A 13,737-nucleotide genomic window follows, 5' to 3' on the forward strand; every position below is an offset into this window, starting at 1 on the left:
AGTCTCTTCAGATGTGAATACTTTTGTGTCTTAAACTGTTGTTGCAATGATAGTTAGAGCACTTACTTGTTTTCTTTTTTTTCTCAGTGTTCATTTATTAGCTGCCCAATGTCCTACATCTTTATTTACTATAGAGAAGGATGACTACTGTGAGGGTGAGTTGATTTCTGTGTCTAACGGGTCAGTTAACGGGGCTGTCAAATATGATTGGGATTTTTGTGGGGGGGATTTCGTGTCTGCCATTAATTATACTTCGCAGGAGTTAGTTACTATTTCAGGGGCTTCTAAACCTAGAGGGATCGGCATGGTTCAAGATTCAGGTTTATGGTACAGTTTTATTACGAGTAGAGATAATAATAAACTTTATCGAGTTGAGCATGGTGAATCACTTGACAATAATGATGTAACAGTGTATGATGTAGGAACAGATCCGTTATATGATTTCATATCAAACATAACTTTTCAGCGGTTTCCATCAGGAGATCTTTATGGTGTAGTAGTTAACCGCGACCGAGAGGACCTACTGATATTAGAGTTTCCAGATGGGATACAGGGTCAGCCTACAGTGAGATCGTTACCAATACCTGGTGTATCATTATTTCGTACCCGGATGCTACAATTTGTAGAGGATGGAGAAGATCAATACCTGATGCTGCCCAATGAGGGTTATGATGAATTGATTTTGATTGATTTTGGGCCTAGTTCAATTCCATCAGAAATATTGGCTGAGGATGTTTATGTATATGATTTTACAGGCATAGCAAGTTGGCCTCATTCAGTATCTGCCATTCGCGAGTGTGATGAGTGGTATGTTTTGATGAGTTCCCGCAATACTTCAGAGGTTTTAAAACTTAATTTTGGGCAGTCTCTTCTAGATGGTTACGATTCTTATGATGTATTATCCGATGTAGGTTCACCGGGATCAGTGCGTTTGCTGGATGATAAGGGTCGGTATTATGGACTGATAGTTGATGTGTCGGGCAGTTTGAGTTTGTATAATTTCGGATCATCACTTTCTGGAGGTTTTGATAGCAACAAACTTGAGGATATTGGGACTCTTGGAGTCTTATCAAACACCTTTAATATGGTATTTGCAAAGGATGTGAGTTTGTGGCGAGGTTTCAGCATAAACGAATCGAGCAATGTGCTATACAAGGTAAATTTAGATGGAGTTGAATGTGGTAGTAGTTTAATTACATCGGAAGAGTATTTGCCAGAGGAGATAAGTTACCAGACTTCAGGGACTAAATACATAAGCCTTACGGTGACAGATGTTAATGGCAGGACGGATCATTATTCGGATTCCATCGTAGTATCATCCTCCACCGCCCCCGACATAGACTTCAGCATAGATGCTAACCGGTGTGTGACTAACTCGAACACCTTCACTTCCATCAACTCGAGTGGAGACATCACCAGTTACAGTTGGGACTTTAATGGAGATGATGTAGAAGACTCTACAGACCCTATTCCTGAGGTAAGCTTTGATACGCTAGGCGGAGCGGGTACCTATACGGTTCGGTTGGAGGTAACCAGCAGTGGTGGTTGTAGCAACTTTGTAGAGAAGGAGATTACTATTTACGAAGAACCTCCGGTTCCGAGTTTTGATTATACAGTAACATCAGAGTGTACCAATAGTGAATTCTCTTTTACCAATTCTACCGATGAGACGGGCTATGAGGGTGTGTTGTCCTACCAGTGGGTGATTGATGGTGATACAGTTGATCAGCGGGATACGACCTATGTATTTACTACTTCAGGAGAGAAGATAATCAGTCTTCAAAGTATATTGACGGGTTGTTTATCAGCTGTTTATAGAGACACTATTGCGGTATTAGAAGGGCCTTCTGTTAGCTATAATTACACCAACAATTGCTATGGTGAAGCGATCAATTTTACCAGTGAGGTGTTTGGAGATAACTTGACGAATTATTCCTGGGATTTTGGCGATGGAGGTAGTTCTTCTGCAGTGGATACCACATATCAATATGCCTCGTCAGGAACTTATCAAGTCAGTCTGACAGTAAGTAATTCTGCGGGGTGTATCACTTCTTACCAACAAGAGTTAACCGTTAATGATCAACCACTTTTATCTATGAGTGTGGGTGAGGCTATTGAGAATCTTCCAGTGACTTTCAATGGCGAAGATTTGACACTTTCTGGAGATTCGGTTGTTTCTTGGCTTTGGACGATAGGAATCACAGATTACGAAGGTCAACAGATAACAACTGTCTTTGATAATCCTCAAGAAGACTTACCAGTGACTTTATCGATTACGACCATACAGGGATGTAGCCAAGAGTTGGATACTACATTTTCAATCTCAGCTGCCCAATGTCCTACATCTTTATTTACTATAGAGAAGGATGACTACTGTGAGGGTGAGTTGATTTCTGTGTCTAACGGGTCAGTTAACGGGGCTGTCAAATATGATTGGGATTTTTGTGGGGGGGATTTCGTGTCTGCCATTAATTATACTTCGCAGGAGTTAGTTACTATTTCAGGGGCTTCTAAACCTAGAGGGATCGGCATGGTTCAAGATTCAGGTTTATGGTACAGTTTTATTACGAGTAGAGATAATAATAAACTTTATCGAGTTGAGCATGGTGAATCACTTGACAATAATGATGTAACAGTGTATGATGTAGGAACAGATCCGTTATATGATTTCATATCAAACATAACTTTTCAGCGGTTTCCATCAGGAGATCTTTATGGTGTAGTAGTTAACCGCGACCGAGAGGACCTACTGATATTAGAGTTTCCAGATGGGATACAGGGTCAGCCTACAGTGAGATCGTTACCAATACCTGGTGTATCATTATTTCGTACCCGGATGCTACAATTTGTAGAGGATGGAGAAGATCAATACCTGATGCTGCCCAATGAGGGTTATGATGAATTGATTTTGATTGATTTTGGGCCTAGTTCAATTCCATCAGAAATATTGGCTGAGGATGTTTATGTATATGATTTTACAGGCATAGCAAGTTGGCCTCATTCAGTATCTGCCATTCGCGAGTGTGATGAGTGGTATGTTTTGATGAGTTCCCGCAATACTTCAGAGGTTTTAAAACTTAATTTTGGGCAGTCTCTTCTAGATGGTTACGATTCTTATGATGTATTATCCGATGTAGGTTCACCGGGATCAGTGCGTTTGCTGGATGATAAGGGTCGGTATTATGGACTGATAGTTGATGTGTCGGGCAGTTTGAGTTTGTATAATTTCGGATCATCACTTTCTGGAGGTTTTGATAGCAACAAACTTGAGGATATTGGGACTCTTGGAGTCTTATCAAACACCTTTAATATGGTATTTGCAAAGGATGTGAGTTTGTGGCGAGGTTTCAGCATAAACGAATCGAGCAATGTGCTATACAAGGTAAATTTAGATGGAGTTGAATGTGGTAGTAGTTTAATTACATCGGAAGAGTATTTGCCAGAGGAGATAAGTTACCAGACTTCAGGGACTAAATACATAAGCCTTACGGTGACAGATGTTAATGGCAGGACGGATCATTATTCGGATTCCATCGTAGTATCATCCTCCACCGCCCCCGACATAGACTTCAGCATAGATGCTAACCGGTGTGTGACTAACTCGAACACCTTCACTTCCATCAACTCGAGTGGAGACATCACCAGTTACAGTTGGGACTTTAATGGAGATGATGTAGAAGACTCTACAGACCCTATTCCTGAGGTAAGCTTTGATACGCTAGGCGGAGCGGGTACCTATACGGTTCGGTTGGAGGTAACCAGCAGTGGTGGTTGTAGCAACTTTGTAGAGAAGGAGATTACTATTTACGAAGAACCTCCGGTTCCGAGTTTTGATTATACAGTAACATCAGAGTGTACCAATAGTGAATTCTCTTTTACCAATTCTACCGATGAGACGGGCTATGAGGGTGTGTTGTCCTACCAGTGGGTGATTGATGGTGATACAGTTGATCAGCGGGATACGACCTATGTATTTACTACTTCAGGAGAGAAGATAATCAGTCTTCAAAGTATATTGACGGGTTGTTTATCAGCTGTTTATAGAGACACTATTGCGGTATTAGAAGGGCCTTCTGTTAGCTATAATTACACCAACAATTGCTATGGTGAAGCGATCAATTTTACCAGTGAGGTGTTTGGAGATAACTTGACGAATTATTCCTGGGATTTTGGCGATGGAGGTAGTTCTTCTGCAGTGGATACCACATATCAATATGCCTCGTCAGGAACTTATCAAGTCAGTCTGACAGTAAGTAATTCTGCGGGGTGTATCACTTCTTACCAACAAGAGTTAACCGTTAATGATCAACCACTTTTATCTATGAGTGTGGGTGAGGCTATTGAGAATCTTCCAGTGACTTTCAATGGCGAAGATTTGACACTTTCTGGAGATTCGGTTGTTTCTTGGCTTTGGACGATAGGAATCACAGATTACGAAGGTCAACAGATAACAACTGTCTTTGATAATCCTCAAGAAGACTTACCAGTGACTTTATCGATTACGACCATACAGGGATGTAGCCAAGAGTTGGATACTACATTTTCAATCTCAGCTGCCCAATGTCCTACATCTTTATTTACTATAGAGAAGGATGACTACTGTGAGGGTGAGTTGATTTCTGTGTCTAACGGGTCAGTTAACGGGGCTGTCAAATATGATTGGGATTTTTGTGGGGGGGATTTCGTGTCTGCCATTAATTATACTTCGCAGGAGTTAGTTACTATTTCAGGGGCTTCTAAACCTAGAGGGATCGGCATGGTTCAAGATTCAGGTTTATGGTACAGTTTTATTACGAGTAGAGATAATAATAAACTTTATCGAGTTGAGCATGGTGAATCACTTGACAATAATGATGTAACAGTGTATGATGTAGGAACAGATCCGTTATATGATTTCATATCAAACATAACTTTTCAGCGGTTTCCATCAGGAGATCTTTATGGTGTAGTAGTTAACCGCGACCGAGAGGACCTACTGATATTAGAGTTTCCAGATGGGATACAGGGTCAGCCTACAGTGAGATCGTTACCAATACCTGGTGTATCATTATTTCGTACCCGGATGCTACAATTTGTAGAGGATGGAGAAGATCAATACCTGATGCTGCCCAATGAGGGTTATGATGAATTGATTTTGATTGATTTTGGGCCTAGTTCAATTCCATCAGAAATATTGGCTGAGGATGTTTATGTATATGATTTTACAGGCATAGCAAGTTGGCCTCATTCAGTATCTGCCATTCGCGAGTGTGATGAGTGGTATGTTTTGATGAGTTCCCGCAATACTTCAGAGGTTTTAAAACTTAATTTTGGGCAGTCTCTTCTAGATGGTTACGATTCTTATGATGTATTATCCGATGTAGGTTCACCGGGATCAGTGCGTTTGCTGGATGATAAGGGTCGGTATTATGGACTGATAGTTGATGTGTCGGGCAGTTTGAGTTTGTATAATTTCGGATCATCACTTTCTGGAGGTTTTGATAGCAACAAACTTGAGGATATTGGGACTCTTGGAGTCTTATCAAACACCTTTAATATGGTATTTGCAAAGGATGTGAGTTTGTGGCGAGGTTTCAGCATAAACGAATCGAGCAATGTGCTATACAAGGTAAATTTAGATGGAGTTGAATGTGGTAGTAGTTTAATTACATCGGAAGAGTATTTGCCAGAGGAGATAAGTTACCAGACTTCAGGGACTAAATACATAAGCCTTACGGTGACAGATGTTAATGGCAGGACGGATCATTATTCGGATTCCATCGTAGTATCATCCTCCACCGCCCCCGACATAGACTTCAGCATAGATGCTAACCGGTGTGTGACTAACTCGAACACCTTCACTTCCATCAACTCGAGTGGAGACATCACCAGTTACAGCTGGGACTTTAATGGAGATGATGTAGAAGACTCTACAGGCCCTAACCCAGAGGTGCTTTTCGATACGCTGGGGGGAGCTGGGACCTACACGGTTCGGTTGGAGGTAACCAGCAGTGGTGGTTGTAGCAACTTTGTGGAAAGAGAGGTGACTATTTATGAGGAACCTCCGGTACCGAGTTTTGAGGTTAATGCTTCTACTTATTGCATTGGAAGTGAGATCACTTTTGAAAACACAACCGATGATGCTGCCTACACTGGGGGTATCCAGTATCACTGGCAGATAACTGGGCTTGCAGACACGGTTACCACCTCAGACCTGACAGCTACTTTTAATATCTCGGGACAAAAGATCATTTCCGTTTATGCCAGTATCCCTGGCTGTGAGTCGGAGATCTACCAGGATACCATTGTGATCACTAGTCTGCCGGAGATGGCTTTCGATCCTTCTACCACTTGCGATGGTGAGGTGATGACTTTCTCCAATCAATCTGAAGGAAATACCTTCCGATGGGACTTTGGTGATGGGTATATCAGTACTCAGAGTAGTCCGGATCACTTATATGTTGCCGCAGGTACTTATACTGTAACGTTGGAATCCACTGATGGCAATGGCTGTACCAACTCAAAGACTGACGTAGTAGAAGTAGCAGCCATTCCGCAACCAGAATTTGAGTATGATATTGTATGCCAGGGCTCGGAAACCATCTTGCAAGATGTTTCCATTGTCAATGACGCAGATATTGAGCAGTGGGAGTGGTTTGTTGATGGACAAATGGTATCTAATCAACGAAACCCAGGTTTGGTATTTGACTCAGATGGAGATCAAAATGTAACCCTGGTAGTGTATTCTTCCTCTGGATGCTCAGCCACCTATACTGAATCCATTGATGTACTTGCCAAGCCTGAGGTGGTCATTGCCTCCGATTTAGCCTGTCTTGGTGATACTTCAACGTTTTATGACGAATCCACGAACAAAAATGCGCTCATTAACCGCATGTGGCGCATCAATGGGATATTGCTCAATCAATCGGGTCCTGAACTGAACTATCTGTTCAAAGACCCGGGAACTTACGAAGTAACGCTTTCTGTGGACAATGCCAACCTCTGCACCGCTTCTCGAACGCAGTTGGTGGAAGTACTCGCAGCCCCTCAGCTTGGCTTCAGTCAAAACAACAGCTGTGAAAATGAACTGGTCACGGTGAGTGATACGTCTATGATGTTCAATGACCCGATTGTCTCCAGAAAATGGTATGTGAATGACAAATTGATTGGTACCGGACCAGAAGCCCTTCTGCCATCACTAGAAAATGGGTCTTACAGCGTGACTCTACAGGTACAAACGGAGTATGGATGCAGTATTGAGCAGGAGCAGGAGGTAGTACTGACGTCCAAGCCGGACTTGTCCTTCTCCCTTAGCAACGATTACGGGATTCCGCCATTTTCATTGTCTACAGAGAATTACTCTACTTTAGGTACTGAGTACTATTGGTATGTAAATGGTGACTTGGTTTCCAATGCATTTGAGCCTTTGCTTGCCTTCAGCGAGGTAGGCAATCAAGAAGTGAAGCTATTAGCAGTATCTGCGGACGGATGTCTGGATAGCACAACTACAGTGGTCAGATCCATCACTCCTGTGGTGGATGTGGGGATATCTTCATTGCAGCTAATCGAAAATGCCACAGGCCAGAGTATTCTTTTGGACATTTTTAATCGGAGTAACTTACCAGTAGATTCTTTGGAGGCAAAGATTATTTTGGAAAATGATTTTGAGCTGTCCGAAACCATCGTCAAACGAATCAATGATGGTGAAGATACAAGAGTCCGACTCAACGTGAATTTGCCTGTTTCATCCAAATTAAGCTATTTATGTGTGAGCCTAACTACTCCATATGCAGTAGAGGACCAGGACCAGCTTAACAATGAGCAGTGTATCAACATAGAGAATGAAACAGTATTTGAACCAGCCTTTCCAAACCCAGCTTCAGACAGATCCTCAATCCGTGCGGTAATTCCTTCCGCGGGAGATATTACAGTCACGATTCTGGATTTATCAGGTCAGGCAAAGCAGGTAAAAGTATTGGAAAATCATCCGGCAGGACTGACCACCTTCACATTTGATGTTTCCCGGTTTGATGCTGGAACTTATTTTGTCTTGATTAACTACCAGGGCGGAATCCATAAAGCACGAATCATCAAGCAATAATTCCTGCTCATTCAGCAAATGGTTTGTTAATAGTGCGAGAATTATCAATAAGAATCCAAATATTTACAATTATTATTACATTTGCAGCAAATAAAATTTGGAATGAAGTTAAATTCACTACACTTGAAATTAGACGAGATAGACAGGAGGATTTTAGAGATTCTGCAATCCAATGCCAAAATAACTAATGCCCAATTATCCAAAGACATTGGCCTATCTCCAGCCCCAACTTTAGAGCGAGTGAAGAAGCTTGAAAACTCCGGAATTATCAAGAGTTATCATGCGAAGTTGGACACGGAGAAGATTGGTTTGGGCGTTCATACCTTTGTGCAGGTGACTCTAAAGGGACATAATAAAAAGAACATAGATCTTTTCTTAGCAGAAATCAACCAGATACCTGAGGTAATTGAGTGCCATCACATTACCGGATCGGGGGATTTTATTCTGAAAGTGATTTCTAAAGACATTACATCTTACCAGCGCCTAATGCTGGAGAAGGTAAGTGAAATTGAAGTCGTGGATAGCCTTCAATCCATGGTGATCCTTTCTACCTTTAAGGATAGCAAAGTGATGCCTGTTCCTCAATCATGATTAAAGAGCAAAATTTGATACTAACTGGTCTTCAGGTCCAGCAGATCATTCGTAGAATAGCCTTCGAAATATATGAGAACAATTTTGACGAAAAGCAAATCGTCATTGTAGGCATATATGATAAAGGCTATTCCATTGCGAAAATGCTGGTGAAGCAATTGGCTGACATTGCCCCTGAAGTTAAGACTAGTTTGGTCAGACTCAATATCAACAAGGACCAACCGGCTGGAGCTGAAGTTACCCTGGATGTGGATAGTGTACAGCTCAAAGGCAAATCCATCATCATTGTGGATGATGTACTAAACTCCGGAAAGACCATGGCCTATAGCTTCAAGGCTATTTTGGACGTGGAAGTAAAGAAACTTCAGGCTGCAGTTTTGGTTAATAGAAGTCACAAGCGTTTTCCGGTACTGGCTAATTATATGGGCTATGAGCTTTCTACAACTATTGATGAGCATGTAGAAGTGATTCTGGAAGATAACAAAGGCGTATTTCTGTACTAGTTGCTTTTGAGCTTGGTGCCTGTTATATAATCCTTGTACAGATCTGGTTTTCGTATGAGCATTTCCAGACTGAGAGCCACCAGCTCTCCCATGCTGGAACAAGACAGAAATTCTCTTTCTTCATAGAAGTCCGCGAGCTCTTCTCCGAGTTGTTTTACATTCTCTTTTGAGGAGAGTTGGTCCAGACTCATAGTGTTGAGTAGGTCTTCTATTCGCATGCGTTCCATTTTCATCCGGTTGGCAATCAATGAGCGCTCCTCACGTTGATACTGGTGTACAGACTCAGGTGTCATACAGCGTAGACCAATTTCGATGATGGGGTTGTTTTGTTTGAAGTACTGAGGTAGATAGATCGCGCGTCGACCTTCATAGGATTGTTGGTCAAAATCGATGGCTCTAATTCGATAATCCACTTCTTCAAAGTCCGGAGTAATGTCAATCACAAAGTTGCTGGAATGCATGTCTCCGAGAAGTCTCACGAAGCATCGTTCATTAAACTTCACAAACTCCTTGGCAAGCCTAATTTCATTGAGATTTGGATCATCCAGGTGGGTTTTGATAAACTGATCCCCCGGGATGCCAACGATGTGTTCCTCGATTAAAGTGTCTCTAAAAACCAGGTATTGCAGCTTATTGGGAGAGAGCAAGTGCTCCAACTCCAACCCATAGATTCGCGAAGCATCCGCATGTTTGATGTAGAAGTAGTCAAAGTTATCATTGATGCGGTTGACCACCCGCACTCTAAACGGCTGAGTGTTGCCATAGACACAGAGGTCCACCCGATCGATGAACAGGTGATCCATTACCGATAGGTCTCCGTCAGCCTTCATTAAAGCATAAATCTTCTTGAGCGCCAGGTAGATGTTGCTCATTTCATCCTGAGGAAAGAAAACCGTTTCCCAAAGGGTGTCCTTTCCATTCCGATCATACAGCGGTATGGAATTGTCATACCGCAGTAAGCTGGGATAGTCAATGGGTAGGGTAGACTCCCGGTCATACTTCTGTAGGTAACTTCTCAGCTGATCGCTTATTTTGATCGCTATTTTCTTTTTACTAATGATGGCCATGTCAGCACAATTCTCGAAGAAAAATCTCTTTGGATTGGTCAGCCCAATGTCTGAAATGTTCACCTACTTCCTGGTGTTGTGGTAGGTAGGTGTTTAGCAGACCTATGTCAAACCGATCACTAAAGATGCCAGCGCCTGCTTTTTTGGCATCAATGGCATTGCAGGCCTGTTCATAATGCCCTTCTACAGGCACCATCAAAACCGGTTTGCCAAGATACATTGCCTCGCATACCGACTCAAATCCTGCAGTAGTCACATACCCCTTGCATGATGCCATTTTATCGATAAACTTCTCATCATTCAGCTGGTGATAGGTGAGCGTATCACCTACCCGGTGCACTTCGGGCATGTCATTTTTATCCCAAAAGCAATGTAAGGGCTGTTCTGGGTGAGCCGCATGAAAGGCATCTACTTCTGCTGCATATCCAGGGTTGACCATGTAGACCAGGAAGTGATCCTCTTTGGATGAGCTTTTGGAAGTAACTTCTTCTCTCAAAAGTGGCGGCACCACGATCAATTTCTTTCGTGGTACGTCAGTAAACTCCTGAAAACTCAACCCAAGAATTCGGTCCGCCCCGAGACTGGCAATCTTATTGCCCATGAGTAAGGATAGCTTATCTAGCGGTCGTTTAGGTGGAAAGTCAAACTCCGGATGTGCGATTAAAAATTGGTGTGCAATGCAAACAAATTTAGCTTTCGGACGCTTTGCAAAGTTGTAAAGGCCACCCAGGAAGTCATAGAAATTAATGATCACATCTGGCTGGTGCTCCTGAACGATCTCATCTATGCGTTGGATGGATTGCATGTATACTTTGCTTTTGAGCAGGGAGTACACCACCGTCCTGAAGGGCTTGACTGATTTTTGATTTTTATCAGTTACAAAATTTGGGCTGTCCAAATGCTCAACAGGAGAGCCAATTTTATCTAAGAAAAACTGCGGGATATTTCTGCGCTTGCTCTTCCCGACGATCACACGGGAGATTTCATGGTGCTGTGACCTCAATATTTTGGCAAGTGATAATGCCTGGGTCATGTGTCCACGACCTTCGCCTTGTATGATAAATACGTACTTCAACGGACCGAAAGTTTGGTTTGGACAATTTACTTCAAAGCAGATTACTTCTTGAATAATTTTGAAACACTTTCGCGGTAAGCATACCCAATGGGAACCATCGTGTTCTGGATTTTTAATCGGTTTCCCTCCAGGTAGGCTACCTGATCCATGTTGACAATAAATGATTTATGGACACGCATAAACGGATGTGGAAGTTGGGTTTCCAAGGACTTTAATGTGTCCGAAGAGAGGTATGTCTTATCAGTGGTGTAAACCTTCACATAGTCACCGATAGACTCAATATGGAGAAGTTGATCCAGAGGCACCCTGTAGGACTTTTTGTCTTCTTTGATGATGATCACATCATCCGACTTGGCTGTATCCAAGAGGCTTTTGGCCTTCATTGTGGCCTTGACGAACCGTTCATAAGAGAAAGGCTTCAACAGGTAATCGACAGCCTCCAATTCAAAACCTTCCACGGCATGATCTGGATAAGCGGTGGTAAAAATTACCTTGGGTTTATGTATTAGGCTTTTGTAAAAATTGAGGCCTGTCAATCCAGGTAACTGGATATCCAAAAATAGCAGGTCAGGGGACTTTTCATTGATTAGATCAAAGGCCTGTTCCGCATCTTCGGCATAGCCGACCAGTTCCAAACCTTCGGTTTCCGTGACGTAGCGCTCTAGTAGTTGCTTGGCCAGTGGCTCATCTTCGATTATGACGCACCTGATCATGAGAGTAGTAGTTTAAGATTAGCTCTAAATTGATTGCCTTCCTTGCTAATGCTCAAATCACCCTTTTTCCCATAGTAGAGTTCAATGAGCTTGCGTATGCTGGCAAGACCTAGTCCAGACCTTGATTCATCAGAATTGATGGGGCTAAAACTATTTAGGCATTCCAAGTGAATACTTTCAGCCGAGTAAGTCAGATGTACCTTGATAAAGGATCCTTCTTTAGTCAGATTTCCGTGTTTAAATGCATTCTCTAGGATGGGAAGAAGAATCATCGGAATAATCACTGGATTTCCGGTGCCTTTATGGTTAAACATCACTTCTCTGTCTGGTTTAAATCGTATGAGCTGCAAGTCAATATAGTCCTGAAGGATTTGTATTTCTTTCTCCAACGCGACTGTCTCTGCCGACACCTCATAGAGGCTATAGCGCAGTAAATCAGATAGTTTTAGAATGGCTTCAGGCGCCCGTTTGTCATTTTGCACGCTCAAGGAATAGATTCCATTAAGTCCATTGAATAAAAAATGAGGATTTAGCTGGTTCTTCAATGAGTTGAGTTCCAGGTTGATTTTATCCTTTTCCAAAGAGTTGACTTTGAACCAGGATTTTGAGAAGTGCAAGAGCGTGGCTAATAAGGTGTAAACGGTCAGGATCACAATCAAAATGAAATTATCTGTGAATGACACAATGTAATAAGAGGTCATCACCTTTGGGACGACCCATTCAAACACAGCATAATGCAATCCCCAACCAAATAGCAGGTTGATTCCAGCAGCAAATAGGAACAGTAAATACCGTTCGCTTTCAAAGAGGATAGGTATGATGAACCTCAGTAAGACATACACCATCGGCACAACACAAAGGTGAAACCAGAAGGAGTATATCAGATCAGTAACTGCCAGCTCGTTGGAAATGGAAAAGTAGGAGGTGATGAAGCTCAGCGACAGCACCCAAAAGATCAGGTGCTGAAGCCATCGGATAGAGGCGATGCGGAGCAGAAGGCGTTTCATGGACCTACTCGTTTGTAGTTATCTGGAGTATCGAATACGGACTCATCCCGGGAGTAAGACATCAAAAACTTCTGTATTTCCTCGGGTTGTGCAGTAATCACGATGGAGCCCTGAACCTTTTCATGTCTCAACCGGATTCTGTTACTCTCGAACAGGTCAGTGAGCTTATCCAGGTCAAATTGAGTGAGAGTGAGTTGATCGTCCTTAATATCCAGCTTCATGAAGGTATGTACAGGAAAGAGGTTTTGGCTCATGTATTCGTCATCAATTCCTTCTGCGGGATACATATCCAGAAAATGATTGTCGCCGATTTTGGCCAGTTTGGATTTGAACTTGAGCGTGTCATCGCTTTCGATGATTTCCAGTAAGTAGCCTTTATCTGTCAGTACAGCCAGCTCTGGTGCCAATGACGTTTCCATCTCCTTTTCCCAATAAGCGGCCACTTGCTCTTTGTCTCGGATGGTATCCCCTTCTACTACGATAAATTCGTCATCTCCAGGTGTTACCGTGATGGACAGGTTTCCACCCAGTGCACCAAACTTAATCAGTGCACCTTCTCCATTTTCCCAGGAGCCTTCCAGGTCTTTTAGGTAAACCAGTGATTCTTTGGTGTAAATTGGAAAGAGTGAGTACACACATGACGACATGCCAAGGCACAAGGCCAGCAACAGGAGGTAATTTGTCTTTTTCATTTTCTTGTG

The 13,737-nt window shown here is 42.5% G+C and carries 8 protein-coding genes; 3 read left to right on the plus strand and 5 right to left on the minus strand.

Annotated features, from left to right (window positions below):
* Nucleotides 1-46: 46 nt before the first annotated feature.
* From ACO067_RS15640 to ACO067_RS15650, 3 genes are all read left to right on the plus strand, one after another.
* On the plus strand, nucleotides 47-8,080 hold the full coding sequence (locus ACO067_RS15640; RefSeq protein WP_421875643.1) for a PKD domain-containing protein: 8,034 nt from the start codon (nucleotides 47-49) through the stop codon (nucleotides 8,078-8,080).
* Nucleotides 8,081-8,182: 102 nt separating this feature from the next.
* Nucleotides 8,183-8,671, plus strand: coding sequence for an Lrp/AsnC family transcriptional regulator (locus tag ACO067_RS15645; protein ID WP_421875645.1), 489 nt, complete (start codon nucleotides 8,183-8,185; stop codon nucleotides 8,669-8,671).
* Nucleotides 8,668-9,174, plus strand: coding sequence for a phosphoribosyltransferase family protein (locus tag ACO067_RS15650; protein ID WP_421875647.1), 507 nt, complete (start codon nucleotides 8,668-8,670; stop codon nucleotides 9,172-9,174). Before ACO067_RS15645 ends, ACO067_RS15650 begins: the two co-directional genes overlap by 4 nt.
* On the opposite strand, the gene ACO067_RS15655 is transcribed toward ACO067_RS15650, so the two are convergent.
* The 5 genes from ACO067_RS15655 to ACO067_RS15675 are packed head-to-tail and all read right to left on the minus strand — an operon-like array spanning nucleotide 9,171 to nucleotide 13,728.
* A complete protein-coding gene (locus tag ACO067_RS15655; protein ID WP_421878318.1) occupies nucleotides 9,171-10,241 on the minus strand; it encodes a hypothetical protein in 1,071 nt (356 codons plus the stop codon). The genes ACO067_RS15650 and ACO067_RS15655 overlap by 4 nt on opposite strands.
* A gap of 1 nt (nucleotide 10,242) precedes the next feature.
* The gene (locus tag ACO067_RS15660; RefSeq protein WP_421875649.1) at nucleotides 10,243-11,316 is read right to left on the minus strand and encodes a glycosyltransferase family protein; all 1,074 of its coding nucleotides are present in this window, start codon (nucleotides 11,314-11,316) and stop codon (nucleotides 10,243-10,245) included.
* Nucleotides 11,317-11,357: 41 nt separating this feature from the next.
* Complete coding sequence (locus ACO067_RS15665; protein WP_421875651.1) at nucleotides 11,358-12,029, minus strand: LytR/AlgR family response regulator transcription factor; 672 nt, start codon at nucleotides 12,027-12,029, stop codon at nucleotides 11,358-11,360.
* Nucleotides 12,026-13,036, minus strand: a complete 1,011-nt coding sequence (locus ACO067_RS15670; protein ID WP_421875653.1) for a sensor histidine kinase — start codon at nucleotides 13,034-13,036, stop codon at nucleotides 12,026-12,028. Before ACO067_RS15670 ends, ACO067_RS15665 begins: the two co-directional genes overlap by 4 nt.
* The gene (locus ACO067_RS15675) at nucleotides 13,033-13,728 is read right to left on the minus strand and encodes a hypothetical protein (protein WP_421875655.1); all 696 of its coding nucleotides are present in this window, start codon (nucleotides 13,726-13,728) and stop codon (nucleotides 13,033-13,035) included. The genes ACO067_RS15670 and ACO067_RS15675 overlap by 4 nt, the downstream gene beginning before the upstream one ends.
* Between the last annotated feature and the right edge of the window lie 9 nt (nucleotides 13,729-13,737).

Origin of the sequence: Marinoscillum sp. (genome assembly GCF_965229915.1) — a bacterium.
GTDB lineage: Bacteria > Bacteroidota > Bacteroidia > Cytophagales > Cyclobacteriaceae > Marinoscillum.